Below are 26027 nucleotides of genomic sequence, written 5' to 3' on the forward strand. Positions count from 1 at the left end.
CCGCGCGCTTCCCGCCGGGCAGCGCTACCTGTCCCCCGCCTCGTTCGCTCCCTGGTCGGCGTCTTCCGCCACTTTGGCCAGGTTGGCGAGCATGCGGCGGTGGCGCAGCTGGAGCAGCATGTCGACGCCGGCATTGTGCAGCCGTCCGCTCGGACCGGTCAGCGGGTGCTCGTCGGCGATGACCACGGTGTGCTCGCCCCATGGGCGCAGTTCCAGGGCGATGCGTGCGGTGCCGAGCCGTCCACTGTCGATCTCCAGCTCGAGCCGTCGCGGGGGCTCGCTGCACCGGACGATGGTCTGGCCGTCGAGTTCCCACGGCCCCAGCCGCACCGTGTACTCAAGGGCGGAGCCGAGCCGTGGCCAGTTGTCGTCCTTGGGGCGCGAATGGACCGTTCCCACCACCCAGTCCTGGTAGCGCGAACCGTCCGCCAGGACTGCCCACACCGTGTCCCGCCGGGTCCTGATCAGCTGGTGCCGTAGTGCCATGGGCACGCCACCGCCTCACCGTGTGCCTTGGCGTTCAGCCTAGGGCGCTGCGTCGTGGTTGGCAGGTGCAGGAATGCCCTCCCTCGGGCGGCACACGGTCGGTAAGCGTGCCGATGCGCTCTGCTTCTGCGGGCGGTCGTGGGCGTGAGAGCTGCGGCACGTGGGGGGTGTGAGCAGCAGGGGGTGGGTCCACGAAGGCCGCGAGCACAGCCGGGTGTCCACAAGACGCCGCACTGCGGGACAAAACCTGTCAGCAAGCGGGCCGATTCGTAAATTCGCAGTTTCTTGCTTGTTGAACATCTGTCAATCGATCTCAACTCGTGGCAATCTTCGGTCGATTCACTCCTCCACCGGGCACCCCACCCCTCGGCTGCCCGGCCCCACATCTTGGGCCGCGACCCCGCGGTCCTCACAAGGGAGACCGAGTTGAGACGGACTTCGTCCACCCCCCGCAAGAACACCCTCCGCGCTGCCGCCCTGGTCGCCTCCGCCGCGATGGTCGCGGTCGGCGTCCAGGCCGGGTCGGCCAGTGCGCAGGCGGACCGCGCGACCGGCGCGTCGGCGGTCCAACTCTCCGCAGCGCAGCGGGTTTCCGCGTTGCAGGAGGCGCAGAGCAGCGCCTCCACGATCGCCGCCAAGATCGGCCTTGGCGCGAAGGAGAAGCTCGTCGTCCGGGACGTCATCAAGGACGCGAACGGCACGGTGCACACCCGCTACGACCGCACCTACGCCGGCCTGCCCGTTCTGGGCGGTGACCTGGTGGTGCACCAGGCCAAGAACGGCACCCGCAGCGTCACCAAGGCGACCAAGTCCCGGATATCCGTGGCCAGTACGACCGCCGCGCTCGCCCCCTCCGCCGCGAAGAAGAGCGCCCTCAGCGCTGCCGCGGCGAAGAAGGACACCAAGACCGGCACCTCCGGCACGCCGCGCAAGGTGATCTGGGCCGCCTCGGGCAAGCCGGTCCTCGCGTACGAGACCGTCGTCACCGGCACCCAGAAGGACGGCACCCCCAGCGCACTGCACGTCATCACGGACGCGGCCACCGGCAAGAAGCTGTTCGAGGACGAGGCGATCGAGACCGGCACCGGTACCAGCACCTACAGCGGCACGGTCCCGCTGACCACCACGAAGGGCAGCACCGCCTACCAGCTCACCGATGGCTCCCGCGGCGGCCACAAGACGTACGACCTCAACCAGCGGACGTCCGGCACCGGGACGCTGTTCACCGACACGGACGACGTGTGGGGCGGCGGCCGGCAGACCGCCGGCGTCGACGCCCACTACGGTGCGGCGGTCACCTGGGACTTCTACAAGAACACCTTCGGCCGCAACGGCATCCGCAACGACGGCAAGGGCGCGTACTCCCGCGTCCACTACGGCAGGAGCTACGTCAACGCGTTCTGGGACGACGGCTGCTTCTGCATGACATACGGCGACGGCAGCGGGAACACCCACCCGCTGACCTCGCTCGACGTGGCCGCCCACGAGATGAGCCACGGCGTCACCGCGGCCACCGCCGGCCTCAACTACAGCGGTGAGTCCGGCGGTCTCAACGAGGCGACGTCCGACATCTTCGGCACCTCGGCCGAGTTCTACGCCAAGAACGCCGCCGACCCGGGCGACTACCTCATCGGCGAGAAGATCGACATCAACGGTGACGGCACCCCGCTGCGCTACATGGACAAGCCCAGCAAGGACGGCGGGTCGGCGGACTACTGGTCGAGCACGGTCGGCAACAAGGACGTGCACTACTCGTCCGGCGTCGCCAACCACTTCTTCTACCTGCTCTCCGAGGGCAGCGGCGCCAAGACCATCAACGGCGTCAGCTACAACAGCCCGACCGTTGACGGCTCCAAGGTCACCGGCATCGGCCGGGACAAGGCCGAGAAGATCTGGTACAAGGCCCTCACCACGTACATGACCTCCACCACCAACTACCAGGCCGCGCGCACCGCGACCCTGCAGGCGGCCGGTGACCTGTACGGCACGACCAGCGCCGAGTACCAGGCAGTGGGCGCCGCCTGGGCGGGCGTGAACGTGAAGTAGCCCCCAGCCGGCACGGGGCACCAGGCACCAGGGCGTCCCGGCACCGCGCGGACCTCGATGGGCAGGAACGGACATCGAGGTCGGCGTCGGCGCCGGGACGCTTTTCGTCGGTGCCCGGCGAATGCCTCAGCGGCCGGCGGCATGGCGCGGATGACGGCGCGCCGACCGTTCGTTCCCCCGGCGGTAGTTGCCCGTCCACCGGGCCATCACCAACTGGGCGTCACCGGAGGCCACTTCGCGCAGGAACCGAGCGACCCGCTCGCCTCGCAGCACCGCCGCCCGTCGCCCGTGGTGCCACACCACGACGCCGTCACCCCGCTCTTCGTACGCGAAACCCCGCGCTCCCGACACCGATCGCCCCCTTCGTCACCGTCCTGGGAGAGTCGCCCCGGACCGGCATCGCACGCCATCGTGACCTCCTCCGCGGACCTCGCGCGACCCGATTTCGTCCCGGATCCAGCCATCGTCAACCACGGGTTGACACTCTCCCTGCTGTCAACCTACGGTTGTCACATGACGAATCCAGGCGGATCCACCCATCCCGTACGCCTCGACGACCTGATCGAGGCCATCAAGAAGGCCCACCCGGACGCCCTCGACCAGCTCACCGACGCGGTGATCGCCGCTGACCACCTCGGCGACATCGCCGATCACCTCATCGGCCACTTCGTGGACCAGGCCCGGCGCTCCGGCGCCAGCTGGACGGACATCGGCAAGAGCATGGGCGTCACCCGCCAGGCCGCGCAGAAGCGGTTCGTGCCGAAGACGTCGGGCGACTCGGACCTCGATCCGAGCCAGGGCTTCAGCCGGTACACCCCGCGGGCGAGGAGCGTCGTGGTGGCCTCCCAGAAGGAGGCCCATGCGGCGGGCAACGGTGAGATCGGCACCGTGCACCTCGTCCTCGGGCTGCTCTCCGAACCCGATGCGCTCGCAGGGAAGATGATCCTCCAGCAGGACGTGTCGCTGGACGCCGTCCGGGAGGCGGCGACGGCGGCCCTGCCTCCCTCCGGGGGGACGGTCCCCGCGCTCATCCCGTTCGACGCCGAGGCGAAGAAGGTCCTCGAACTCACCTTCCGCGAGGCCCTGCGCCTGGGCCACAACTACATCGGCACCGAACACATCCTGCTGGCACTCCTGGAGCACGAGAACGGCTCGGGGATCCTCACCGGCACGGGCCTCAGCAAGGCCGCGACGCAGGAGCACGTGGAGGCCGCCCTGGCGGTGCTCAAGGGGGCGCAGGGAGCCTCGGCGGACGAGCAGGGGAAGGCGGACGGGTAGCGGGATCCGGGCCTCGGCACCCTGACGAGAGAGCAGCGGAGGCCCACGCGAAAGCCGTAGGCCCACGCGAAAGCCGAGGGGCCCGGCCGGAAAACCGGCCGGGCCCCTCGGCTCCTCATCGTGCAGGCGGAGGGTTGAGTGCGGTCAGTGGCCGCCCTCGTCCACGACTGCGACCTCCTCGATGTTCTGCTCAATGGCCTCGGTCGAGACCGCGGTGCGGCGGGCCCAGAAGTAGATCACCAGCGAGAACGCCGTGACGACCACCATGTCCCACCACAGCGGCAGGTGTCCCTGGCCGCCGAAACCGCCCTGCCAGGAGATGAGGCCGATGCCGATCAGGTAGACCGGCAGCCACTGGGCGGCCTTCCAATCCAGCCGGGGCGCGTTCGGCAGCTGCTTCTTCGTGGCGTACCAGGCGTAGCTGCCGAGCAGCACGTACCCGAGGATGATCGCCCAGCCGAGCCGCTGCAGGGTGGTCCAGCCGGCCCAGTAGATGATCAGGCTCGCCACCACGAAGGACAGCGGCGAGATGATCTTGCCGCCGGGCAGGCGGTACGGACGCTCACGGTTCGGCAGGCGGTCACGGAACACGCCGAACGCGAGCGGGGCGCCGGCGTACATCAGGACGCTCGCCGAGGTGATGAAGGAGACCAGCTCCTGCCAGCTCGGGAACGGCAGGAAGCAGATCACGCCGGTCACGAAGGACATGATCAGGCCGAACCACGGCACACCGCGCTTGTCGATCCGCTCGAAGAGCCTGGGGGCGTAGCCGTTCTTGCTCAGGCCGTAGGAGATCCGCGAGGTGGAGGTGGTGTAGATGAGGCCGGTGCCGCCGGGGGACACGATGGCGTCCGCGTACAGGACCCAGCCGAGCCAGCCCAGTCCGATCACGGTGGCCAGACCGGCCCACGGGCCGCTGATGCCGACGTAGTCCAGCTTGGCCCAGCCGTGTGCGAAGGACGCCAGCGGCAGCGCGCCGATGTAGACCACCTGCAGGGCCGTGTAGATGACGGCGCCGATCACGACCGAGCCGATCGTGGCGCGCGGCAGGTCACGCTTGGGGTTGCGGCTCTCGCCGGCCAGCTGGATGGCCTGCTCGAAGCCGAGCAGCGCGAAGATGATGCCGCTGGTGCTGATGGCGCTGAGCACGCCCTTGGCGCCGAACGGCGCGAAGCCGTGCGAGGTGAAGTTGTGCGGGTGGAAGTTGGTCGCCGCGATGACGAAGATCGCCCCGAGGGGTACGGCGATCTTCCACCAGGTGGCGGCACTGTTGGTGTGGGCGAGCACCTTCACACCGAGGAAGTTCACCGCGACGAAGATCGCCATCAGGATGACGGCCACGATGAAACCGCTGGTGGTGAGGGTGCCGTTGGCATTCAGGAAGCCCTGGGCCCAGGACCAGTGACCGGCGTAACCGATCATCGCCTCGACCTCGATGGGGGCCACGGTGGCGGCTTGGAGCCAGGAGAACCAGCCGAACGACATCCCCGCCAGGCCGCCGAAGGCGTAGTGCGGATACCGCGCCGTGCCGCCGGCCACCGGGAACAGCCCGCCGAGCTCGGCGTGCACCAGGGCCAGGAGGATGATCGCGACCGCCCCGATGCTCCAGGAGATGATCGCGGCCGGGCCCGCCACGACCACGGCCTTTTGTGCTCCGTACAGCCAACCGGAGCCGATGATCGAACCGACCGAGGCCCACATCAGGCCGATCAGTCCCACGTCCCTGCGGAGGGAGCCCGGATCGCGTGTCTTCAGGGGAGCGATCTGGTCAACGCTTGCCATAGGAGGCCTTTCAAGACAGGGCTGGCCGAAAAGTTGCCTCAGATTAGAGAGCATTCAGAGCCCTGCACAGAGCCGTTGACTGAATAGTTACATTCGGCGGCAATACATGCCCAGTACAGAGATTTGGCGTCGGGCCATTCGGGCGGCACACGGCGCCCAGTTGAGCCTCACAGCCACCCTTGCACACCAGAGAGCTACCGGCCGATTACTCGGAACAGGCTTGTCATTCTGGAATTCGAGTTGGCAAACATTTGAACATTCACGGCGGATAAATTGGCCTGGCAGGTATTGCTCAGGGCCGCCATTCGGGGTAGTCGCGACGGGAAGGAAGAGGGAAGCCGCCCTCTCGGAGGACGCAACTCGGACGGGCAGTCCTGCCGGCCCTGGCGATCATCACCGCAAGCGATCCCGGCAGGGCGCCCGACGAAAGGCCGGCACCCAACGCCCTTAAGAATTCGGCACGTTGCGGCATCGCGCACCGACAGCTCGACGGAAAAGCAGCACCGCCTACCCCCCGGACCACCCCCAGACCCTCCGCATGGCCGGACTCGGCTGCCCGCCCTAAGGCTGGATGCCGCCATCAACCACACTTTGTCCGCTTTAGGTATTGCCTAGGGGACTAGTACCCCTCAATGTCGATTCGGTCAGCCGTTGATCACGTCCCGGGAGGGCGGCGATCAGCCGCCACCGTGGCCGGCGCTCCCCCACCGGCGCGCCACCGGCACCCCTGAGGCAGGGGACGCATCCGGCCCGCCCGCGCCGCTGACCTCAAGCGCTCACATCCAGCCAAGGCAAGGTCTCACGATGACGGAACCCGACACCGCCCTGCGCAGCACCGCAGCCATACGCGGCCAACTGGACCGCTTCATTCAAACCCGGGAGTTCAGCTGCCTGGGCGCCCGCGCCGCACTCAAACGCGACACCATCACGCACCGGCACTACAGAAGAATGGGGGACGAAAGGTCGGCCCAGGAGAATTACCGCGACCTCCTTGCCTATGTGGAGGCCGTGCGGCCCCTGCTGTCGGACCAGAGCTTTCGTACGTTCGTCGCGACGTTCGACGAGCCGGGGCACGTCGACGAGCTCACCTACGAGGGGCTCATATGGCAGCACCTCCAGCTCATGCATGACCTCGACAGCCAGACCTTCGGCCTGGACAAGGGCGCCTCGTCCGACCCCCGCACACCGAACTTCGGATTTCACACGGGCGGTCACGCGTTCTTCGTCGTGGGAATGCACCCGGGCGCGTCCAGGGCGAGCCGTCGCTTCTCGACGTCGGCGATCGCTTTCAACTCCCTGACTCAGTTCATGCTTCTCGGTGAGAAGTTCTACTCGATGCAGGGCGCCATTCGCCGACGGGAGACCACGAACAACGGTTCCGTCAATCCGAGCTTCACGGTGTACGAATACGAGCAGCCCGCACGGCACTTCTCCGGCCGGTTCACGGAGGAGGACTGGACGTGCCCGTACACCTCGCGGCACGAAGCGGCGACCGAGGACTTCACCGAGGGGCTGCTCCAGCACGGGGCCCAGCGCGGGCGATGAGCCAGGAGGAGGACCGGCACGGCACTCCTCACCACGGTCCGGCGTCGACGCGTATCGTCCCGACCGGTAAGAGATCTTGGAAGCCGCACGTCAGAGAGCGGGAAACACACGATGCTGAGTTCCTTCACCGACCTGTCCACCCCACTGGTGGCCGACGCATGCGTCCGCCGTGGCGTACCGCTGCGCCCGGCACCGGCCGGTATCGCCCCCGTCGTCCCCGGTCAGCAGGTCGCCGGCCGCGCGTTGCCGGTGCGGCATTACGGCAGCGTGGACGTGTTCCTGGAGGCGTTCGCCCGGGCCGAAGAGGGCGACGTACTCATCATCGACAACGGCGGACGGACGGACGAAGCGTGTATCGGTGACCTGACGGTCCTGGAGGCCGAAGCGGCGGGCGTGGCGGGGCTGGTGGTGTGGGGCCTGCACCGCGACACACCGGAGTTGGTGGGCATCGGCCGCCCGGTGTTCAGCTACGGCGCCTGTCCGCCCGGCCCGGTACGGCTCGACGAGCGGGAGCCCGAGGCGCTGATGACGGCACGGTTCGGGGAGCACCTGGTCGGCCGCGACGACCTGGTCTTCGGCGATGACGACGGCGTGCTGTTCCTCGCCGCCGAAAATGCCGAAGAGGTCCTCGCCACCGCACGCGAGATCCGGCGGACGGAACGCGAACAGGCCCGCAAGATCCGCGCCGGCCAGACCCTGCGCCACCAAACCGCCTTCGACGACTACCTGGCCCGCCGCGCCACCGACCCCACCTACACCTTCCGGCAGCACCTCCGCCGCATCGGCGGTGCCATCGAGGAGTAGGAGAAGGCCCCGTCCCGCCCCCTGTGCGAAGGTATGGCTCATGGTCATGACACCGGACGGACGCACCGTGCCGCCACCGCACGCCGATGAACGCGCCACACTGGAGGCCTGGTTGGACTTCCATCGCGCCACGCTCCCCCTCAAGTGCGAGGGGCTTGACGATCAGCAGCTACGGGTGGCCTCGGTGCCGCCGTCACCGATGACGCTGCTGGGCCTGGTGCAGCACATGGCGGAGGTGGAACGCAATTGGTTCCAGCGGGTGTTCGCCGGCCAGGACGTGCCCGCGGTCTTCGCCGATGACCACGGCGAGGGCGCGGGCGATGAGTTCGCACTCGTTCCCGGGCGCGGGATCGACGAGGCGCTGGCGGTCTGGCGGGCGGAAGTCGCCCGGAGTCGCGAGCTGATCGCGGGCCGTTCCCTGGACGACTCCGGCCGGCTCTCGGAGCGAGAGGCCGGCCATGTCGGCGGCCGGGACGTCTCCCTGCGCTGGATCCTGGTCCACATGATCGAGGAGTACGCGCGCCACAACGGCCATGCGGATCTGCTCCGGGAGCGCATCGACGGCGTCACGGGGGCGTGAGCGGCAGCGGGGCCGACACCACGGCCCCGCACCGAAGACCGCGGGCGGGGCGGCCGACGACCGGCCGCCCCGCCCCGGTGTCCCCGGCTCCACGTCGGCGAGTCACCTCACGTGGCCGGGCACCTCACCTCGGCGCGTTACTTCACGTCGACGTAGTCGCTCGTGGACGTCGCCACCGACGACGTCGGCGTGCCGGCGAAGACGTAGCGCCAGGAACCGTCGGCCGACGCCTTCATGGTCGTCTTCAGGTTGCCGCGGCTGTCCGACGTCACGGTCTTGACGGTGCTGTAGCTGCTGGCGCCCTGCTTGCGGAACTGCAGCTGCACGGACTGGTTGCCGTACCCGCCGTACGTGTCGGTGTCCCAGTTCGCCCGGGTCAGGGCGCCGGTGACGGTGACGGTCGCACCCGCCTTCACCGGCTCGGGCCCGGCGTTCGTGGTCAGCTTGGAGGCACGCTTCACCCAGCCGGACTTGTACGTGTCCTTGATGGTGTAGTCACCGTCCTTGCCCACCGCGGCAGCGTAGACGTGCCACCTGCCGGCGAGGAGGTTGCCGTAGATGGTGGAGGCGGGGTCGGCGACCAGGGTGACCGAGCAGGTGGAGGTCGTGGCGTTGACCTGCTGGCAGCTGCCGTGCTCGGTGCCCGGGGTCATGGCCCCGTCCACACCGGTCTTGGAATCCAGGTCGGTGCCGTGCCACAGGAAGGCGTAACCGTCGTAGATGCCGGCCGGGTCGGTGGCGGTGACGGAAACGGTGTACGTCTTCTTCAGGCTGGTGCCGACCACGATGTCCTTGCCGCCGTTGACGGTGACGTTCGTGATCTTGGTGTCTCCCTGTACGTCGTCCGCCCCGGCCACGGCAGGGGACTGCGCGACGAACGGCGAGAGCTTCGCCTTGGCGGCGCCGGCGCCCGGGGCGTCCGCGGCCTGTGCGGCCGGGACGGCGAGGGCGGATATGGCCAGGGCGCCGGACAGTGCGGCGGCAGTGGCACGAATGCGCATGTGTTCCTCGAAGGAGAAAGGGGAACCGCCGGCGTCGAAGACGGCCGGCGGAACCCGGATCGGTCGTGGAGTCCACTGACTCCGATCACGAGACCCCTGAAGGAGGGGAAGGGTTGTGCGTGCACAGGGAGTTCTTGTGTCCGCATGCACACGGCGCTCCCGGGCACGCGCCCTGTCATGGGACTCCTGAAGCAGATGGAACAGGTAGTGGAGGAGTGCGAGAGCGCGCTGATCGCCAAGATCGCGGGGAACGACCCCGTCGAGCTGTGCGACCACCTGCGGCGTGAATGCGACGACCACGCGATCGTCTGCAGCCAGCACCGCGTCCTCGTGCCCAATGAGTACACGGTCGAACTCGCACCCGAGGTCCATGACGAACTGGCCGCGCAGGGCAGCCAGATAGGCCAGCGGCTCACCGACGTACTGGCACACCACGCCGCCGAACACGCCTACGAGTGGGCCGGCCCGCTCACCGTCCACGTCACCGCGGCGCCCGTGCCGAACGGCCGCTACCGCATCACGAGTTCGGCCCGCACCCATATCCCCGCGGGTGCCCTCGCCCCACGGACAGCGTGAGCCCCGCGCGGACACCTCCCGTCCTCCGGGGCGCCCACCCTTCGTGCCGGCAGCTTTACGCCGACACCTACGGCGATGTCACGCTTTGCCGGGATCCGGCCACGTACGCCGTCGCCGTCGCGCACCGTTTCGCGCCGAGGGGCGGGTTTCGCCCCACCTCACGCACGCCCTGATGGCGACGCAACCATCGGAGCAAACCTTCCTTCCGTGTACGGAGACCAGCGGACTACCCCCGTCCCCGTAGTGGCCGCCCCCTATCCCCTCCCCTCCGGCCCCGCATACTGACGACCGAGTACTGGCCGGAAATTCTCCGTATTCGGCCGAACCGGCCGGCATTCCGGACGGACGGCCTTCGGACAGGCCGAATGACCCCTTGCGCGTAAAGCCACTCCCCTGGGAATGCAATTCCCTTGAACGGAAAACCGCTCGGCCTATTCGACGTCCGGAACTCGGCTTCCGGGCGGGCAGCGGCAGCCATAGGTTCCTTTCCGAGGCACATGCCTTGGGAAAGTGCACAATCAACCTTTTCGCGTGACGCGCACAGCGTCACCGGGTCAGGAGGAGCCCGTGGCAAGTCGCAAGGCCATCGCCGCTGTTCTGTCCGCATCCGCGCTGCTGAGCGTGGGTCTGTTGACCACCGGCAGCGCCCAGGCGGCGACCGTCCCGACGATCCGGCCGGACGTGCGGTACACGTTCCAGAACGTCGGCAGCGACCGCAACCTCGACGCCTTCGGAAACGACACCCTCAAGTCCTGGACTCCCGACATCTCCGGAACTCAGGACTTCTACTTGAAGTCCGGAAGGTTCCAGGGTTACCAGCTGGAAAGCGCCATCCACCCAGGCCGGTGCGTCACGGCCAAGGCTATCGGGCAGCAGATCGCCCTGGAAGACTGCAATTCCGGAATCCAGGCCCAGTACTGGGACTACGCGAACAGAGACGAGGGCTCGGCCCTCATCAGCCGTAAGTTCGCCAGGGGTTGCATCGCCGATGCCGGCAACCGCAGCGCGGTAGCACTCGCCCCGTGCACGGGGTCCGACGACCAGCGGTGGATCCCCTTGATCGGCTGAGCCGTACGGCACCGGCTCGACCTGGCGGGGCGGCGTGCCCGACAGATCTCCCGCCCCGCCAGGCACGGCTCCCCCGTTCAGCCGGACGCACCCGCCGGAGGCACCCGAACGCGCCCCTCTTCAGCGGGCGGGCCTGCTCGGCCGTGGGTTGCCAGCGGCAGTTCCCTCAGACCTTGGTGAAGCACAACGTGTAGCTGGCGGTGTGCCGGCCCACGTACTCGATGCCGTAGTTCCACTTCGGCCCGCACTTCTGGGCGGGCCCGTCCAGCCGCTCGCCCAGCTTGTACTCGGCCTCTGCAGAGCCACAGTCGACGATCAGCGTCACCGGCTCGCCCTGGGGGTCCTTGATCTTGACGCAGTCGCCGATCTTGGGGTTGTACTTCTTGTCCGCCGCCTCGCGCCGGGCAACCCGATCGGCTTCCTCCTTGGCCTTACCGCCGTTGGGATTGGTGTTGTAGTCCCACACGTACCAGGCCCCGCCGCCGAAGATGGCCAGGATGACGACGGCGGTGAGGAGACCCCGCAACGGGCTGCGCTGCGGCGGCCGCTGGGGGCCGCCGGGGGGCTGCGGGTGTCCGTAGGGCTGCTGTCCGTACGGCTGCTGGACGGGCGGCTGGACCGGCTGCGCATAGCCGTACTGCTGGTGCGGCGGCTGGTTCTGGTACGGCGGCGGTGCGGACATTCCGGGGGTCCCCCATGGTGGACTGCTCGACTGTGACTGAAGATCAACAGGATGTTGACCGGGGCAGGCTACCTGCCGCCACCTGCACGGCGAGCATCAGTCCCCTTCCGGATGAGCCTTCTGCCGCTCTGGGCCATATGGGCGGTCGGCCCGGCACATACGGGTTGTCGGTCCCCCCCGGCACTCCCCCGCTATTCCTCGCTATGCGGTGGTGCGGCCCGGCGCACCCTCATGGCCGGTGACGAACGGGCCGTGTGCCGTAGTGCCGTCGGGCAGGTGCCAGCCAGCGGTGACGTGCCCAACCGCCGTACGTATGGCGGCAGTTGGCTCGCCCTCGCGCTGCGGCTGGAGCACGCGGTGGACGGAGAGGGTGAGGTGCCCGGTGGCGTCCATGGCCACGAGGGCGTCGGTGCCGCGCGGTCCGTTGGCCACGTCCACAAGGGTGAGCGCGGCCGAGCCGCCGCCGCTGACGCCCGCCTCTGTGGCGGCGGTGGTGAACGATGCGGTGACGGACGGGTCGACGACGTCGCTCGCATTCTGGTCCTGGGCCTGCGCCTTGCCGGCGATGAGGGCGAAGAGTTGGGCGATCAGGACCGGGTCGTGGGTGCCGTCGTAGATCCAGCGGCGCCCCAGCACCCCGTGCTCCGTATTTCCGACGAGCGCGTGCTCACTGCTGCCCTCCAGCGGGGCGCCCCGGTAACTGAGCGGTACGTGGTACGTGACGGGCCGGTCGCCGGATACGTCGGTGACGGCCATGAATTCGAGGCCCACTTCCCCGTCCGGATCGTCGAGCCGGAAGCCCCCGGCCTTGGTGAGGTCCGGCGCGCTCCCGGTGCCGAGGTACCACGGCTGCGTGGGCAGCCATGAGGTGAGCAGCTCCAATTTGCCGGGCTTGAGTGTGGTGTGGTGGACGACGGCCATGGCGCCTCGGACCCTTCTCGGACTTCCCCAGGGCTTCCCCCTGTTGCGGCCATCTTGCCAAGACGGAAAGCCCGCTGTCGGAGGCACCAGAGGGAGAGCGTTACTACGATGTGGGGGCGGTGGGTCGTTCGTTCGGGGTGAGGTTGAGGGCGACGAGGGGGCTGGGCGGATGGATTCGGTGCGGGGGACTGACGGTCGTACTGCGGACGGGCCGGGCGTGGGGGCCGGGGTCGGCGGGGGTGGCCGGGGCGGGGTCCCGGTGCGGGAGGTGGTCCGGGATGTCGTCGGTGAGGCCGCGCCGGACGAACTCGTCCTGGTCGAAGGGCTGTTGCGGATCGACGACGAGCGGGCCGTGGCGCGGCTGCGGGGGCGCGGGCGGGCCCGGGAACCTCTCGGGTTCGGGGTGCAGGAGGTCACGGCGCTGGTGACGCCGGTGGTGTGGCTGGCGCTGGACGAGGCGGCGCGGAAAGTGGCCGGCGCGGCCGTCGAGAACGTGGGCCGCCGGTCGAAGGCGTGGCTGCGCAGGGTGGCGCGCCGGCCCGCGGCGGTCAGGGTCGTTCCCCCACTGACGGCGGAGCAGTTGGAGTCGGTACGGCAACGGGTCCTGGAGCTGGGGGCGGAGAGCGGGCTGGCGCCGGAGACGGCGACCGCGCTGGCCGAGCGGGTGGTGGCACGGCTGGTGCTGCCGCCGGTGCGACGGCAGGTGGCGCAGGAGGGCGGGGAGGGCGGGTCCGGGGAGCCGGGGCCCGAGGCGTAGGGGCGGCCGTCATGGGTGAAGGTGGGGAAGGGAATGGGAACGGGTTAGGGGGGCGTCGGGCGGGCTCGGGGTCGGCTGCCGGTCCGGGGGTGGATGAGCGCGTCCTCGGGGCGGGCACGGGGCTGCGCTTCGTCCTGCTGATGGTGCTGTTCGTGACCAGCAGTGCCACCGTGACGGACAAGATCGTGGAGTCGGTCGCCGATCCCCGCAACATCCGGGTCGGGTGTGCGCTCGCGGCCGGAGCCGATCCGGACAGCGACTACCTGGGCATCGCGCTGACCACGGTGCGCGCCGGTGGCGCGTACCAGAACTGTCTGGACCGCTTCGTCCCGTCGGCCGCGGGATGGGTGCCGGTCGTCGTGCTCGGCGCGCTGCTCGCCGCGGCGGGCGGGCTCTACTGGATGCTGCCGCTTTGGAAGGGGCGCCGCGGGCGGGTCGTTCCGGTGGAAGGGAGGCCCCTTGATGGAATCGGTCCAGGGCCGGGCGAAGGGGCCGACGGGCAGGGCGAGTTGCGTGCGGTACTGGACGAGCTGGTCGAGGTGGCCGGGCTGTCCGGTCGTCCGCCGCGGTTCGTGATCGCACCGGCGGAGGTCACGGCCAGTGCGGTGGTGTTCGGACGGCTGCGGCGCTATGCGGTCTGCCTGCACGGCGGGCTGGTGGCGCGGAGACGGCAGGATCCGGCGGGCTTCCGTGCGGTGGTCCTGCATGAGCTCGCGCACATCCGCAATCGGGATGTCGACATCACCTATGCCACGGTCGCCCTCTGGCGCGTGTTCGTGGTCGCGGTGCTGCCGGCGTACCTGGTCTGGATCGCGCTGGACCTCAGGTCGTCCGCGGCGTCGGCGGTCCTCGGGCCTGCGGAGCGGCTCGGGATGGCGCATGAGCTGGTGCTGTCGGCCGCGATGATCGCATTCGTCCACCTCGCCCGTGCGGACGTCTTGCGGACCCGTGAGACCTATGCGGATCTGGACGCCCTTGCCTGGGGCGCGGATGCCGGTGCGTGGCGCGGCCCGGGATCCTCGCGGGCTTCCGGTTCCCGCCGGCTCTGGGGGGCGTTCGTCGCGTTGTGGCGGACGCATCCCGCCTGGGACCGGCGGATTGCGTCGCTCAGCGATCCGCGGGAACTGTTCGCGCCCCACGCCGGCACCCTCCTCGTCGCCGGTGCCACGTCGGCGATCGTCGGCGACCAGATGGCGGATCTGTTGCCGGGCGTGCGACAGGGATGGGTGCTCGGGCCGCTGACGGCCCTGCTCGCGGGCCTGATCGCGGCGATTCCGGGCGTGGCGTTGTGGCGCGGGGTGGCGCGTGCGGTGCTGACCGGCGGCCGGGTGCCGTCGGGGCCGCGGGCGGGGTGGTGGCTCGGGGTGGGGCTGGTCGTCGGCGAATTGCTGATGAGCACGACGTCCGGGAGCACGCGGTGGCTGCCCCGGCATCCGGAGGCGTTCGCCCTGCTCATCGTGATGAGCGTCGGCATCCTGTGCTGGACGGCGCAGTACGCGGAGCTGTCGGTGCGGTCGTGGCGGGGCCGCACCCTGCGTCCGGCGATGCTGCTCGGGCTGGCCGCGACCTGGGCGGTGTTCGCCCTGTGGTACGCCTGGTGGCAGTCCGACGGCCATGTGCTGACGATGGGGTGGGCGTACTCCGGGACCGGTATCCGGGAGGCGCTGGAGCACGATCTGCCGGGCACGGTGCCCGGGCACGAGGGCGCCTTGTCGGCGATCGCGATGGCTCTGCCGGTACTGCTGCCGATCGGTACGGACCCGATGATGCTGTGGGCCGCCGCGCTGCTGTGGCTGCTGCCGCTGCTCGTCTGGGTGCGGCGGAGGAGTACGGAGGGGGCGGCGCCGCGCTGGGTGCACAGGGCGCTGCGCGGGGCGCCCGGGCCGGCCCACGGGCCCGCGGTGCCGCTGCCGCCGCTGCGACGGCCTCTGTACGCCGCCGGTACCGGCGCGCTGGTGTGCTGGGCGGGCATGGTCGCGGTCATGGCCTCGATGCACACCTGGCAGCCGCCGGTCGACCGTCGGTACGGCACCTATCTGCTGGTCTTCCTGGCGTCCGTGCTGATCGTGCTGGTCTGCGGTACGGCCGTCACGGCCGCGCTGACCGCCGCGTCCACCGCCCGTTTCCCGCTGCTCATCGCTCTCGTGGCGGCCGGGACCACGGCGCTGCTCGGGCTGGCCGGCCTGTTCCTGCTCGGGTCCTTCGACGGCTGCCTCGGCCCGCTCAACACGCTGAGCTCCACGTGCCATTGGCTGCCCGGCGGGATCTGGTCGGCCACCGAGATCCTGCTGCCCCTGGTGCTGGGGCTCGGGCTCTTCGTCTCCGCCGCGGCCGCTCTGCTGGGTATGGGGGCGCGGCGGGTGGGGCGGCGGGCGCTACGTCGGGGTGGTCGAACTGCCCGCGGTCCGCTGTCAGTTGGGCAGAACGTGCGGCGGAGGCCGAGACGGCCCGGGCCCCGGCGGGAGCGGGTGGTCGCGCGACGGGTGTGGGTCGGCGTGACCTGCGGAGCCGTCCTTGCGCTCAACGCGACGGTGAGCCTGCCCAGGGGCGATGACGGACGGCCCGCCCGGGCCTCGCTCACCAAGGAGCAGCTGGTCCCCCGTGAGGGGATCCCGGCCGCCTCGCCCCAGGTCCTCGGTGCGCAGACGGACGCCTGGCTCCGGCTCGGCGGAAGGAACCTCACGGGGCGCTTCGGGGCCGAGGTGCTGGGGATCGTCACGGCGCTGCAGGACAAGTCGGCGCTCACCGACCGCGGTTTCGCCGCCCGCCGGATACGTCCGCACTGTCTCGCCGTCGAGCAGGTCGTGACGGAGGCCGGCCGCTACTTCCCGCTGCCGGACCCGCGGGCCCAACAGCGGTGGGCGCAGCTCCAGCGACGGGGTGAGCAGGCGGGTGCCGACTGCCGGCGGGCGATCGCCGCGGGCAGGTTCCCGGTGTTCGCGAAGGCCATGCGGGACTTCCTCGACATCGCCGAAGCCACCACGGAACTGCTCGGCCGCATCGCGGCGCAGGCCGCCCCCGGGAGGCCACCGGCAGCCGGCGGGCCGGCTCAGCCCTCCAGCGGCACCCCGAACCGTACGGCGGGAGCGGCCGGAGCCCCGTAGTACGCCGAGCCGGTGCCGGTCGGGCCGGCCGGGCTGCCGGGCAGGCGCCAGACCATGCCGGTGCCGTTCTCGCCGTCGGCGGTCACGGCGAGGTCCGCCCGGGTGTCGTGGTCGGTGTCGGTGAGCAGCAGGGCCGCGCCGAAGCGGTCGCCGGGCTCGGCGGCGCCGGGCACTCCCGGGCTGTCCTGGGTGTACATCTGCGCCCCGGCCGTCGTGAGTCCGTCGGCTGAGCCGCGCAGTACGGTCACCGCGCCGGCCGACTTCACGGCCGCCGTGCCCGAGCCGAGCGTCTCCCCGGGGGCACCGATCACGAGGTCGCCGATGTGGTCGCCGTCCATGTCACCGATGGCGAGCGCCCCGCCGAAGGCGTCCTCGGGCTCGGACGTGCCGGGGACGCCCGCGGTGTCCTGGTCGACGGAGAGCGTCGGGCGCCCGGTGCCGGGGCCGGCTGCCGCCCCGTACACGACGGTGGCCCGGCCGCCCGCCGCGTCACCGTCGTCGCCCCGGCTGCCGACCGCGAGATCCGCCCGTCCGTCGCCGTCGAGGTCGCCCGCGGTGAAGGCCCGGCGGCCGGCGAGGTGGGCGCCGTCCGGCAGGCCGGGCACCACCTTGCCGGTTGCCAGCCCGTCCGGCGCCCCGGCGAACCACCAGATGCCGGAGGAGGTGTCCGCGTCGTTCTCGGGCTGGGGATTCGCCTCGGCGAGCAGATCGGCGCGGCCGTCGCCGTTCATGTCGGCGGCCCGGACGGCGTCGATCCACTCGCTGCCCTCGGGGAGCCGGTGCACGGTGACGCCGCCGTGCGCACCGGTGCGGGTGAACGGGCCCCTGAGCAGCCGCACTCCGCCCTCGTGGCCGACGGCCAGGTCCGGGTGACCGTCACCGGTTACGTCCGCCGCGGCGAGGGTCGCGCCGACCGTGCCGTACGGGCCCTCGGGGTCCGACGCGCCGGTCGGCAGGGGCGTACCGCCGGACAGGCCGGACGGTCCGCCCCACAGGATCGTCACCGAGCCGGCCTCCCAGGGGCCGGTGCCGACCACTTCGTGCGGGATGCCGACCGCGAGGTCGCTGAATCCGTCGGCGTCGAAGTCCGCCGCGGCCAGGGCCCGGCCGAAGCCGTCCCCGTCCTCGTTGTGGCCCGGTACGCCCGGCGACTCCTGGTCGAGGACGGCTCGTGGGGAGCCGAGGCCGCCGGCCGCGCCGTAGAGCACGGTGATCCGGCCCGCCCCGCCGTCCGAGGCGGCCACCACGTCGCCGTGGCCATCACCGTTGAAGTCACCACGGAGGCCGGGCGTGGCGGCGGTGGCCGGGCCGGTGTCCAGGGAAACCAGGCCGGCCGCGAGCAGTACCGAGCAGGCCACCGAGGGGAGCGTGGCCCTCCTGCGTCCGGCGGGACGGACGGTGCGGGCCGGGCTCGTGGTGTTCCCGGTGGCCTCCGTCGGCTTCCCCTCGCTCAACGTCCTGGTCGGTCCACTGATGTGCGGCACGGCGGGCATGGCAGGTCCGTTCTCTGCGCCGGGAGCCCGTGGTCAGGCGGGTTCCCGAGGTGTCTTTGCCCAAGGAGACAGTTCGGCCCCCGGAGGGGTTGTGGCGAACCCGGGCCCGGACCGGCGGCGGCCGGGCGTCATAAAGTGTGAGTTTCGCGGCCGCGGTTGCCATCGGGCCGCGCTGTCGTTGAGAACGGCATGACCAGAATGAACCGTACGTTCGCCGCACTGCTGCTGGCTGCCGGGGCGTCGGCCGCCGTCCATCCCACCGCGAGCGCCTCCCAGACGGACCGTCCGCTGCTGTTCAGCGTGGACGACGAATTGTCCAAGCTGAACCAGCTGGGGCCCAACGGGAAAGTGGCCCGGGCGGCCACCTCCCTCACGTCGGTGTTCCAGCTGCTCACCCCGGTCAGCCGGGTGCTGAACAAGGGGCAGTAGCGAGCACGGCCCCCTCCTCCGGGGTCAGACGACGTGGTCGACGAGGGAATAGATGAGGTAGGCCGCATACGCGATGAGCACCAGGCCCCAGAAATAGGCACTGGGCTGTTCGTTCCGGATGTTCCACATCTTCTTCAGGCAGCCGACCGTGGCCAGAATGCCGAGAAGTCCGACGGCCGCGGAAATCCAGAAGATGACCGGGCTGTCGGCGGCGAAGCCGGTACCGATGTTCGCCACGATGAACAGCAGCACGGGCCAGGTGTGGTTCAGCGGCGATTCGTCGGTTCCGGAAGCCTGCTGTGTTTCGTGCGCCATGGTTGCTCCTCGGTTACGTGGACGGGCGGGCGTCGCCGGCGTCCCGGGGTCGGCGGCGAGTCCGGGAAAGGCCCGCCGAGGGTGCGTCCGGCCACCCGTGGCCTTCCCGTAACTCGCCGCGGTGGAACGGGAATTGCTGGATATACGGCGTGCGCCCCGGGTCGCCGGAGCGTACCAGGGGCGCACGTCGTTCAGCCTGGGATTCCGCTAGCGGCGGGAATTCACAGGATGATGTCGATCAGCCACTCGATGGCGACCTTCGTGGAGATGATGCCGCCCAGCGTCAGCGTCTTCCGGATCCACTTCGGAAGCTTGTTCCACTGCTTGGTGAAGTAGCCCTTGCCCTTCTTCGCCCAAGAGATGAGCTTCTTCTGCCAGCTCTTCGGCAGGCGCTTGAAGGCGGCCTTCAGGGCCTTCTTCCGCAGCTTGTCGATGATGCCGTGCGGCTTGACCTGGCTCGCGCCGGTCTGCGCGGCGGTGCTGGCGCCACCGGTCTTGGCCGCGGCGTCCGCGAGCTGCTGCGACAGGTTCGCCGGCAGGACGGTGCGGGCCTGCTCGACGGTGAGGGTCTGCACGGCGGCGGTGCGGGCCGGGGCCTCGGTGGCGGCGGAGGCGGCCGGCGCGGCGACGCCGAGGGCCACGGCGGCGGTCAGGGCGGCTGCGGTTATTCGCATCTTGTTGCGCATGAAGACTCCTCAAATCAACTGTGCGGTACGGCCGTACCCGCAGGGGGTCCGGAAGCGGCCTTACCTGGACCGGAAGTTCCGATCGACTGGTGAAGAGTTTTCCGAGTGCGCGGTCTTCTGGGTATTGAATCTTTGGGCAGTTGAACGGGTGGGCAATGCCCTTCGGGACAATGTCTCGCCGCATGAATTGGCCCGGCATTGGGCGGCATTCGGCGCCGTACCGTAATAACCCGCCGGACGGGGCAATTCGCCCGTTTCTTCGTCTTCCGGATCGGGCGCGCCGACCGGCCGCGGCCCCGGAAAGCCGACATGGGATGCTGAGTCATCCCTGCTCAGGACGAGAATCGGGAGTGTAGGGCGGCGTGATGTCAGCGATACGACGGGCTGTGACCGGTACCTGGGACCGCTTCGCGGCCTCCGATCCCGGGCTGCTGCGGTTGATGGCGGGGCTGCGGACGGTGGGGGCGATCCTGGTCACGCTCGTCGTCCTGGCGCTGCTCCACACCGGCGTCACCCTGATGGTCGCGGGCGCGATGACGGCGATGGCCGCGACCTTCGCGATCCGGGAGAAGGAGGTCCGCGGCCAGGCGATCACGCTGGGGCTGGGCCTGCCCGTCGCGCTCGCCGCGATGACCCTCGGAGCGCTGCTGCACGCCAACGTCATCGCCGGCGACCTGGCCTTCCTGGTCCTGATCTTCGGTGCCGTGTACTCCCGCCGGTTCGGTGACCGCGGCACGGCGCTCGGACTGATCGGGTTCCAGGTCTACTTCGTGTCGCTGTTCGTGCGGGCCACCGTGCCGGCGCTGCCCCAGGTGGCGCTGACCCTGGCCGTCGCCTTCGCGTGCAGCGCGGTCGTGCGGTTCACCGTCGTCCCGGAGACCCCGCAGCGCACCCTCGCCCGGTTGCGCGCCGCCTTCCGGGCGCGGCTGGCGCAGCTGGTGGCCACGCACCTCGCCCTGATGGACGCGGAGCCCGGGCAGCTGGACGACGTCCTCGACGACCTGCGCCGGGACACCGCGCGGCTGCACGAGGCGGCGCTGATGATCCAGGGCCGCCTGGAGGAGGGCACCCCGGACGAGGCCACGGCCGGGCTGCTGCAGCGCCGGGTCGCGGACGCCGAGATCGCCGCCGAGCGGCTGGGGATGCTGCTGCTCAACGCCCGCAGCGCCGAACGCGCGGACACCCTCACCCTGCACCTCCCGCACGCCCCGCTGCCCACCACCACGAGCGTGCTGGAGACCGGTGGCGATGTGCACACCAGGCTGCGCCGGGACCTGGAGGCGCTGAACCTGCTGGTGGCGCGGCGGGCGCCGGACGACCGCGGTACGGCGCTGGCGCACGTACGCAACCGGTTGCTCGGCTACCGCGACGAGGACAAGCTGCCGCCGGCCTCGCCGGCCGTCCAGGACGCCTTCCGCGGTATCGGTGAGGCCGCGCGCGCCGTGCTGGGTCTGCGGCTGGCGCTGGACGGGCCGCAGGACGAGTCCGACGACTCGCCGGCCACCACGCGGTCCCGGGAGGAGTTCGACGCCGAGGACCTCGCGATCGTGGCCGGGGCGGGCGTGGAGGGCGACGAGCCCGAGGACGACCGCACCGGGCTGGAGCGGCCCACCACCCGGGCGGCCTTCCAGGTTGCGGTGGGCTCGGCGCTGGCCATCGTCGGCGGGGAGTTCCTGTCCAGCCAGCGCTGGTACTGGGCGGTGCTCACCTGCTGGGTGGTCTTCCTCAACACCTCTTCGACGGGCGAGATCCTGGTGAAGGGCTACCGCCGGCTGGTGGGCACGGTGTTCGGGGTGGTCGCCGGTGTGGCGCTGGCCGGCCTGGTCGGCAACCACACCTGGACCGCGTTCGCCCTGGTGCTGGTGTGCATCTTCGGCATGTTCTTCACCGCGCCGCTGTCGTACGCGCTGATGTCGTTCTTCGTCACGGCGATGCTCGGTCTGCTCTACACCCTCCTCGACACCTACAGCCTGTCCGTGCTGGTGCTGCGCATCGAGGAGACGGCGCTGGGCGCGGCCTGCGGGATCATCGCCGCGATGCTGGTGCTGCCGGTGCATACCGACCGGCGGACGGACGAGCACCTGGACACGGTGCTGGTACGGCTGCGGGAGGTGGTGGCCGCGGCGGTCGAGCAGCTGAGCGGCGGGCCCGCCGTCGACCTGCTGGGCCTGGCCCGTGATCTGGACACGGCGCTGGACGAACTGCGGGCCTCCACCCGGCCGTTGACGCATCCGATCACGCCGCTGCGGGTGCGGCGGCAGACCGCGCAGTATCTGGTGGCGCTGCTGGAGACCTGCGCCTATCACGCCCGGTCGCTGGCGGCGACGGCCGAACTCGTGCCGTTCAGCAGGACCATCGCGGCCGATCCGCGGCTCTCGCTCGCCGGGAAGCGCATCGCGCGGAACCTGGATCTGATCGCCGCGCGGGTGCGGGACGAGCCGGCCGAGGGCGAGGTGGAGGCCGGGGCCAGCATCGCCGCGATGCTGGAGGCGAGCGACTCCCCGGCGCTGCGGTCGGGGACCGTCACCTTCCGCGTGCTGCGGCATCTGCAGCGGCTGGACGAGAACGTGGTGGGCATCGCCCGGCCGCTGGACGTGCCGGTGGCCGGCCGGAAGACCGGCCCGCGGGCCTGACACGCGGGCCGGCCCGGCCGGTCACAGATCGATCCGCTCCCCCGGCTTCAGCAGCCGCAGCCGGTCCTCGATGCCGGCCTGCCGGAAGGCTTCGACCAGCGTGTCGCCGCCCTGGGTGAAGTGGCCCCAGTGCTCGAAGTGCAGGGGAACGACCCGGCGGGCGCCGAGGAGGGCGGCGGCCTCGGCGGCCCGGTCGCTGGGGAGGGTGAGGTACGCGTCGCCGAGCAGCGGGGTCTGCGCCCCGCCGGCGAACAGCAGGGCCACGTCGAACGGCCCGAACCGCTCGGCGATCGACCGCACCACGTCGAGTGAGGCGTTGTCGCCGCTGACGTACACCGTCGGCAGGCCGGGGCCGGACAGCACGAAGCCGGTGACCTCGCCGACCAGGTGCTCGGTGCCGTCGGGGCCGTGCTGAGCGGGGACTCCGGTGACGGTGAGGGTGCCGCCGTCCGGGCGGGGCAGGGTGATCCGTTCGCCGTCGGCCAGCGCCCGGACCGGGCCGCCGAGCCGTTCGCGCGCGGCGGCGGTGGAGAGGACCAGCGGTGCCCCGGCGGTGTACGCCCGGCCGGTGCGGTCGAGGTTGTCCGGGTGGTGGTCGTGGGAGAGCAGCACCGCGTCGACCGGGCCGATCTCCTCCGGGGTGAGCGCGGCGCCCGCCGTCTTGACCAACTTCCGCCCGCCTATGGGGTAGTCGCCGGGCGGGTCGAAGGTGGGGTCGGTCAGCAGCCGCACCCCGGCGATCTCCAGGAGTGCCGTGGGGCCGCCCACATACCGGACGGTGACTCCACCGGACGACGAGGATGCGCTCATGACTGCCTTTCGCTTGCCGGGACGCCTCGGGGGCGACGGTGCGGACGGCGGGAGGCCGTCCGCATGATCCGTAACGCCGGTGTGCCGGGGCGCATTCCGGCCCGCGTCCACGGCTAGTCGGTGAGCGGAACGGCCGCGCCGGTCACCCTGATCCGTGCGTCGTCGGGGTCGATGTCGACGTACAGGTCGCTGGGCCGGCCCATGTCCTCGCCCTGGCGGAGGTGGGCCCGCACCGGCTCGGTGACCAGGCCGAGGGTGCGCAGATAGCCGCCGAAGGCCGCGGCGGCGGCGCCGGTCGCCGGGTCCTCGACGACGCCGCCGACCGGGAAGGGGTCCCGGGCGTGGAAGTCGAGGCGGTCCGGCGCCTGGCGCTGCACGAGGTGCACGGTGGTCCAGCCGTGCTCGCGCATGAGGTCGTGCAGGGCGTCGAAGTCGTAGTCGAGGGCGGCCAGCCGCTCCCGGCTGCGGACGGCCAGGACGAGGTGGTCGTTGCCGGCGAAGGCGATGTGCGGCGGGAGGTGGGGGTCCAGGTCGTCCCGGCTCCAGTCCAGCGCGCCGAGGACGGTGTCGACGAGGGCGTCGCCGGCCGGGCGGGAGTGCGCGGGCACGCTGGTGAGCGTGGCGCGCAGGGAGCCGTCCTGGACGGTGGTGGAGACCCGGATCTCCCCCGCCGGGGTGTCGAAGACCAGCTCTCCGGTGCCGGTCCGGGAGGCGAGGGCGACCGCGGTGGCGATGGTGGCGTGGCCGCAGAAGGCGACCTCGGCGCGGGGGCTGAAGTAGCGCAGCCGGTAGCGGCGGGCGGCGGTGTCGTGCGCGGTGACGAAGGCGGTTTCGGAGTATCCGACCTCGGCGGCGATGGCCAGCATCCGGGTGTCGTCGAGGGTTTCGGCGTCGAGCACCACGCCGGCCGGGTTGCCGCCCGCGGGGTCGGTGGTGAAGGCCGAGTAGCGCAGCACCTCGACGTCCGCGTCCGCGGATGCGGCGGGGTGGGCGTGGGAGTCGAGGGAGGAGGTCGTGTGGTTCGTCATGGGTTCACCGTGTCACCGCGCGGGCCATCGCGTCCAACGATAAATCTTGCTGGACTCCATCAGGCTTCGCGATAGCGTGGAGGGATGGAGACCCGGCTTCTGGAATCGTTCGTGGCGCTCGCGCGAGCGGGCAGCTTCACCGCCGCGGCCCGCGCCCTGCACCTCGCACAGTCCACGGTCACCGTCCAGATCCGCACGCTGGAGAAGGAGTTGGGGACGCCGCTGTTCGACCGGCTGCCGTCGGGGACGGTCCCGACCGCCGCCGGGCAGCGGCTGCTGGCGGAGGCCGAGGCGGTGCTCGACGCGGTGGCCAGGCTGCGGGCCACGGCCTCGTCCTGGCACGGGGACGCGGCGGGCGGGGCCGTGGCGGGCCAGGTCACGATCGGGGCGGCGGACTCGCTGTGCGCCTCGCGGCTGCCGTCGGTGATCGCCGCCCTGCGGCGCGCCCATCCCGGACTGGAGGTCCATCTGAACGCCGTCGGTACGGCGGCGGCGGTGGACGGGCTGCGCGGTGGCCGGCTCGATCTGGCCCTGGTGCTGGAGCCGGAGGTGGCCGAGAGCGATCTGCTGGCTCACCGGATCGCCGAGCTGCCGTTGGCGTACGTCGCGGCGCCGGACCATCCGCTCGCCGGGCGGACGGCCGGGTGGGAGGAGCTGGCCCGGGAGAGTTTCTTCGTCCACGAGGAGGGCTGCTCGTACAGCGACCGGCTGGTCCGCGCCCTGCAGGGCGTACCGGAAACTCGTCCCGGAATCACCCGCTTTGGCAGCATCGATGCCGCCCGCTCGTGCGTGGCGGCGGGCCTGGGGCTGACCCTGCTGCCGCAGATGACGGTCGAGGGGCAGCTGGCGGACGGCCGACTGGCCGTGGTGGACGGGCCCGAGGCCCCGCCCGTGCCCGTCCAGCTCGTCCGGCACCGCCGGCGGTGGGTCTCGCCGGGCGCCCGGGCGGTCGCCGAGGAGCTGACCGCCGCCTTCGCCGACACCTCCCTGTGACATCTGCCATAACCTCCACCGGCCGCCACTAAGCCGGCTAGTAGGAATCCCTTCCACTGACATAAGGGATTTGTCCACCTTGGGGCGGCGATGCCCCGCGGATGCCCGGACGGTATGCGGCCCGTCGGCCTTTTGTCCTCACGGGACGAGCGTGAGGGCCATTCTGACGGGGCGACAGGCATTCCCGGGAATTGTCGGTACCGGGCAGCACACCTCACCGCCGACGACAAGGGCCGGCACGCACTACTAAACGCATTAGTAGGTATCGCCCACCGCCTTTCCTTGCCTTATGTGGCGGGGCTTTCCAAAAATGACGAGCCCCATCACCGAGTGAGGTCATCGATGACGAAGCACCGCCGGACGAGGCATTACCGGAAAATAGCCATCGGCGCCCTGGCCGTCAGCGCGCTCGCCGTGCCGACCGCCGCCATGGCATGCCTGAACGGACCGGACGCAGGCCATTGGGGCCACGGGAAATGGCACCGGAACGCCTACCACCACCACTGGGGACACCACTCGGGAAGCACCGGATCACACACCAGGCCGAGCGCGGGAACCACGGCGAAGCCCGCCGCGTCCACGAGCGCGGCACCCAGCAGCGCGCCGGCCTCCGGCGCGGCGGCCAGCATCCTCAAGCTGGTCAACAGCGAGCGCAGCAAGGCCGGTTGTTCCCCGCTGAAGCTCAACGCGAAGCTGACGAAGGCCGCGCAGGACCACAGCAAGGACATGGCCGCGCACCGGAACATGTCCCACACCGGTTCCGACGGGTCGGACCCCGGCCGGCGGATCACCCGCGCCGGATACAACTGGAGCGCGTACGGCGAGAATGTCGCCTACGGATATTCCTCGCCGGCGAGCGTGATGAAGGGCTGGATGAACAGCCCCGGCCACAAGCGCAATATCCTTGACTGCTCCTTCAAGGAGCTCGGTGTCGGCCTCGCCCAGCCCGGGGACTACTGGACGCAGGACTTCGGCACGGCCGGCTGAGGCAATTGCGGAACGGCCGGATG

At 70.7% G+C, this 26027-nt stretch carries 24 protein-coding genes; 13 read left to right on the top strand and 11 right to left on the bottom strand.

The features are described 5' to 3' along the window. Positions 1-24 precede the first annotated feature (24 nt). Complete coding sequence (locus tag ACZ7MX_RS03875) at positions 25-486, bottom strand: SRPBCC family protein (RefSeq protein WP_472129028.1); 462 nt, start codon at positions 484-486, stop codon at positions 25-27. A gap of 426 nt (positions 487-912) precedes the next feature. On the opposite strand from ACZ7MX_RS03875, the gene ACZ7MX_RS03880 reads away from it, so the two are divergent. After that, complete coding sequence (locus ACZ7MX_RS03880) at positions 913-2532, top strand: M4 family metallopeptidase (protein ID WP_472129030.1); 1620 nt, start codon at positions 913-915, stop codon at positions 2530-2532. A 126-nt stretch (positions 2533-2658) separates the two neighbouring features. Here the strand turns inward: ACZ7MX_RS03880 and ACZ7MX_RS03885 are convergent, their stop codons facing one another. Further along, complete coding sequence (locus ACZ7MX_RS03885) at positions 2659-2883, bottom strand: hypothetical protein (RefSeq protein WP_472129032.1); 225 nt, start codon at positions 2881-2883, stop codon at positions 2659-2661. 162 nt (positions 2884-3045) lie between these two features. Between ACZ7MX_RS03885 and ACZ7MX_RS03890 the strand changes: the two genes are divergently transcribed. Continuing rightward, positions 3046-3810: a Clp protease N-terminal domain-containing protein gene (locus ACZ7MX_RS03890; RefSeq protein ID WP_472129034.1), complete on the top strand. Its 765-nt coding sequence runs from the start codon at positions 3046-3048 to the stop codon at positions 3808-3810. 144 nt (positions 3811-3954) lie between these two features. Here the strand turns inward: ACZ7MX_RS03890 and ACZ7MX_RS03895 are convergent, their stop codons facing one another. Beyond that, positions 3955-5592, bottom strand: coding sequence for an APC family permease (locus ACZ7MX_RS03895; RefSeq protein WP_472129036.1), 1638 nt, complete (start codon positions 5590-5592; stop codon positions 3955-3957). A gap of 804 nt (positions 5593-6396) precedes the next feature. On the opposite strand from ACZ7MX_RS03895, the gene gntA reads away from it, so the two are divergent. The 3 genes from gntA (at position 6397) to ACZ7MX_RS03910 (ending at position 8521) form a co-directional block, all read left to right on the top strand. After that, the gene (gene gntA / locus ACZ7MX_RS03900; RefSeq protein ID WP_472129037.1) at positions 6397-7137 is read left to right on the top strand and encodes a guanitoxin biosynthesis heme-dependent pre-guanitoxin N-hydroxylase GntA; all 741 of its coding nucleotides are present in this window, start codon (positions 6397-6399) and stop codon (positions 7135-7137) included. Positions 7138-7248: 111 nt separating this feature from the next. Then, a complete protein-coding gene (locus tag ACZ7MX_RS03905; protein WP_472129038.1) occupies positions 7249-7941 on the top strand; it encodes an RraA family protein in 693 nt (230 codons plus the stop codon). Positions 7942-7981: 40 nt separating this feature from the next. Beyond that, on the top strand, positions 7982-8521 hold the full coding sequence (locus ACZ7MX_RS03910; protein ID WP_472129040.1) for a DinB family protein: 540 nt from the start codon (positions 7982-7984) through the stop codon (positions 8519-8521). 137 nt (positions 8522-8658) lie between these two features. Here the strand turns inward: ACZ7MX_RS03910 and ACZ7MX_RS03915 are convergent, their stop codons facing one another. Next, positions 8659-9522: a calcium-binding protein gene (locus tag ACZ7MX_RS03915; RefSeq protein WP_472129042.1), complete on the bottom strand. Its 864-nt coding sequence runs from the start codon at positions 9520-9522 to the stop codon at positions 8659-8661. A gap of 177 nt (positions 9523-9699) precedes the next feature. On the opposite strand from ACZ7MX_RS03915, the gene ACZ7MX_RS03920 reads away from it, so the two are divergent. Continuing rightward, entirely contained in the window at positions 9700-10098 is a 399-nt protein-coding gene (locus ACZ7MX_RS03920) for a DUF3662 domain-containing protein (protein WP_472129044.1), read from the top strand. A gap of 567 nt (positions 10099-10665) precedes the next feature. Beyond that, complete coding sequence (locus ACZ7MX_RS03925; RefSeq protein ID WP_472129046.1) at positions 10666-11166, top strand: RICIN domain-containing protein; 501 nt, start codon at positions 10666-10668, stop codon at positions 11164-11166. 166 nt (positions 11167-11332) lie between these two features. On the opposite strand, the gene ACZ7MX_RS03930 is transcribed toward ACZ7MX_RS03925, so the two are convergent. Continuing rightward, positions 11333-11848 (bottom strand): LppU/SCO3897 family protein, encoded by a 516-nt coding sequence (locus ACZ7MX_RS03930; RefSeq protein ID WP_472129048.1) that lies wholly within the window; start codon positions 11846-11848, stop codon positions 11333-11335. Between the two features lie 201 nt (positions 11849-12049). Beyond that, positions 12050-12769, bottom strand: a complete 720-nt coding sequence (locus tag ACZ7MX_RS03935; RefSeq protein WP_472129050.1) for a maltokinase N-terminal cap-like domain-containing protein — start codon at positions 12767-12769, stop codon at positions 12050-12052. Between the two features lie 259 nt (positions 12770-13028). Here ACZ7MX_RS03935 and ACZ7MX_RS03940 point away from each other — a divergent pair, with 259 nt between their 5' ends. Next, positions 13029-13526, top strand: coding sequence for a hypothetical protein (locus ACZ7MX_RS03940; protein ID WP_472129052.1), 498 nt, complete (start codon positions 13029-13031; stop codon positions 13524-13526). An 89-nt stretch (positions 13527-13615) separates the two neighbouring features. Beyond that, positions 13616-16630, top strand: a complete 3015-nt coding sequence (locus tag ACZ7MX_RS03945) for a M48 family metalloprotease (protein WP_472129054.1) — start codon at positions 13616-13618, stop codon at positions 16628-16630. Here the strand turns inward: ACZ7MX_RS03945 and ACZ7MX_RS03950 are convergent. Then, on the bottom strand, positions 16576-18114 hold the full coding sequence (locus ACZ7MX_RS03950; protein ID WP_472129056.1) for an FG-GAP repeat domain-containing protein: 1539 nt from the start codon (positions 18112-18114) through the stop codon (positions 16576-16578). The two genes, ACZ7MX_RS03945 and ACZ7MX_RS03950, sit on opposite strands and share 55 nt — an antisense overlap. Before the next feature lie 198 nt (positions 18115-18312). Between ACZ7MX_RS03950 and ACZ7MX_RS03955 the strand changes: the two genes are divergently transcribed. Continuing rightward, the gene (locus tag ACZ7MX_RS03955) at positions 18313-18552 is read left to right on the top strand and encodes a hypothetical protein (protein ID WP_472129058.1); all 240 of its coding nucleotides are present in this window, start codon (positions 18313-18315) and stop codon (positions 18550-18552) included. 24 nt (positions 18553-18576) lie between these two features. Here the strand turns inward: ACZ7MX_RS03955 and ACZ7MX_RS03960 are convergent, their stop codons facing one another. Continuing rightward, on the bottom strand, positions 18577-18867 hold the full coding sequence (locus ACZ7MX_RS03960) for a hypothetical protein (protein ID WP_472129060.1): 291 nt from the start codon (positions 18865-18867) through the stop codon (positions 18577-18579). Between the two features lie 221 nt (positions 18868-19088). Then, on the bottom strand, positions 19089-19553 hold the full coding sequence (locus tag ACZ7MX_RS03965) for a hypothetical protein (RefSeq protein WP_030411834.1): 465 nt from the start codon (positions 19551-19553) through the stop codon (positions 19089-19091). A gap of 365 nt (positions 19554-19918) precedes the next feature. On the opposite strand from ACZ7MX_RS03965, the gene ACZ7MX_RS03970 reads away from it, so the two are divergent. Continuing rightward, positions 19919-22186, top strand: coding sequence for an FUSC family protein (locus tag ACZ7MX_RS03970; protein ID WP_472129062.1), 2268 nt, complete (start codon positions 19919-19921; stop codon positions 22184-22186). 21 nt (positions 22187-22207) lie between these two features. On the opposite strand, the gene ACZ7MX_RS03975 is transcribed toward ACZ7MX_RS03970, so the two are convergent. Next, on the bottom strand, positions 22208-22996 hold the full coding sequence (locus ACZ7MX_RS03975) for an MBL fold metallo-hydrolase (protein ID WP_472129064.1): 789 nt from the start codon (positions 22994-22996) through the stop codon (positions 22208-22210). Between the two features lie 113 nt (positions 22997-23109). After that, positions 23110-24024 (bottom strand): PhzF family phenazine biosynthesis protein, encoded by a 915-nt coding sequence (locus ACZ7MX_RS03980; protein ID WP_472129065.1) that lies wholly within the window; start codon positions 24022-24024, stop codon positions 23110-23112. An 84-nt stretch (positions 24025-24108) separates the two neighbouring features. On the opposite strand from ACZ7MX_RS03980, the gene ACZ7MX_RS03985 reads away from it, so the two are divergent. Next, positions 24109-25017: a LysR family transcriptional regulator gene (locus tag ACZ7MX_RS03985; RefSeq protein ID WP_472129067.1), complete on the top strand. Its 909-nt coding sequence runs from the start codon at positions 24109-24111 to the stop codon at positions 25015-25017. Positions 25018-25359: 342 nt separating this feature from the next. Beyond that, positions 25360-26004: a CAP domain-containing protein gene (locus ACZ7MX_RS03990; protein WP_472129069.1), complete on the top strand. Its 645-nt coding sequence runs from the start codon at positions 25360-25362 to the stop codon at positions 26002-26004. Positions 26005-26027: the final 23 nt, after the last annotated feature.

This window comes from Streptomyces sp. NPDC107765, assembly GCF_055657085.1.

Coding starts and splice junctions, on each gene's coding strand:
- ACZ7MX_RS03905 (WP_472129038.1), top strand. CDS start 7,249: ATGCTGAGTTCCTTCACCGACCTGTCCACCCCACTGGTGGCCGACGCA.
- ACZ7MX_RS03890 (WP_472129034.1), top strand. CDS start 3,046: ATGACGAATCCAGGCGGATCCACCCATCCCGTACGCCTCGACGACCTG.
- ACZ7MX_RS03970 (WP_472129062.1), top strand. CDS start 19,919: ATGTCAGCGATACGACGGGCTGTGACCGGTACCTGGGACCGCTTCGCG.
- ACZ7MX_RS03960 (WP_472129060.1), bottom strand. CDS start 18,867: ATGGCGCACGAAACACAGCAGGCTTCCGGAACCGACGAATCGCCGCTG.
- ACZ7MX_RS03920 (WP_472129044.1), top strand. CDS start 9,700: ATGGGACTCCTGAAGCAGATGGAACAGGTAGTGGAGGAGTGCGAGAGC.
- ACZ7MX_RS03910 (WP_472129040.1), top strand. CDS start 7,982: ATGGTCATGACACCGGACGGACGCACCGTGCCGCCACCGCACGCCGAT.
- ACZ7MX_RS03980 (WP_472129065.1), bottom strand. CDS start 24,024: ATGACGAACCACACGACCTCCTCCCTCGACTCCCACGCCCACCCCGCC.
- ACZ7MX_RS03985 (WP_472129067.1), top strand. CDS start 24,109: ATGGAGACCCGGCTTCTGGAATCGTTCGTGGCGCTCGCGCGAGCGGGC.
- ACZ7MX_RS03935 (WP_472129050.1), bottom strand. CDS start 12,769: ATGGCCGTCGTCCACCACACCACACTCAAGCCCGGCAAATTGGAGCTG.
- gntA (WP_472129037.1), top strand. CDS start 6,397: ATGACGGAACCCGACACCGCCCTGCGCAGCACCGCAGCCATACGCGGC.
- ACZ7MX_RS03955 (WP_472129058.1), top strand. CDS start 18,313: ATGACCAGAATGAACCGTACGTTCGCCGCACTGCTGCTGGCTGCCGGG.
- ACZ7MX_RS03875 (WP_472129028.1), bottom strand. CDS start 486: ATGGCACTACGGCACCAGCTGATCAGGACCCGGCGGGACACGGTGTGG.
- ACZ7MX_RS03930 (WP_472129048.1), bottom strand. CDS start 11,848: ATGTCCGCACCGCCGCCGTACCAGAACCAGCCGCCGCACCAGCAGTAC.
- ACZ7MX_RS03975 (WP_472129064.1), bottom strand. CDS start 22,996: ATGAGCGCATCCTCGTCGTCCGGTGGAGTCACCGTCCGGTATGTGGGC.
- ACZ7MX_RS03915 (WP_472129042.1), bottom strand. CDS start 9,522: ATGCGCATTCGTGCCACTGCCGCCGCACTGTCCGGCGCCCTGGCCATA.
- ACZ7MX_RS03965 (WP_030411834.1), bottom strand. CDS start 19,553: ATGCGCAACAAGATGCGAATAACCGCAGCCGCCCTGACCGCCGCCGTG.
- ACZ7MX_RS03990 (WP_472129069.1), top strand. CDS start 25,360: ATGACGAAGCACCGCCGGACGAGGCATTACCGGAAAATAGCCATCGGC.
- ACZ7MX_RS03895 (WP_472129036.1), bottom strand. CDS start 5,592: ATGGCAAGCGTTGACCAGATCGCTCCCCTGAAGACACGCGATCCGGGC.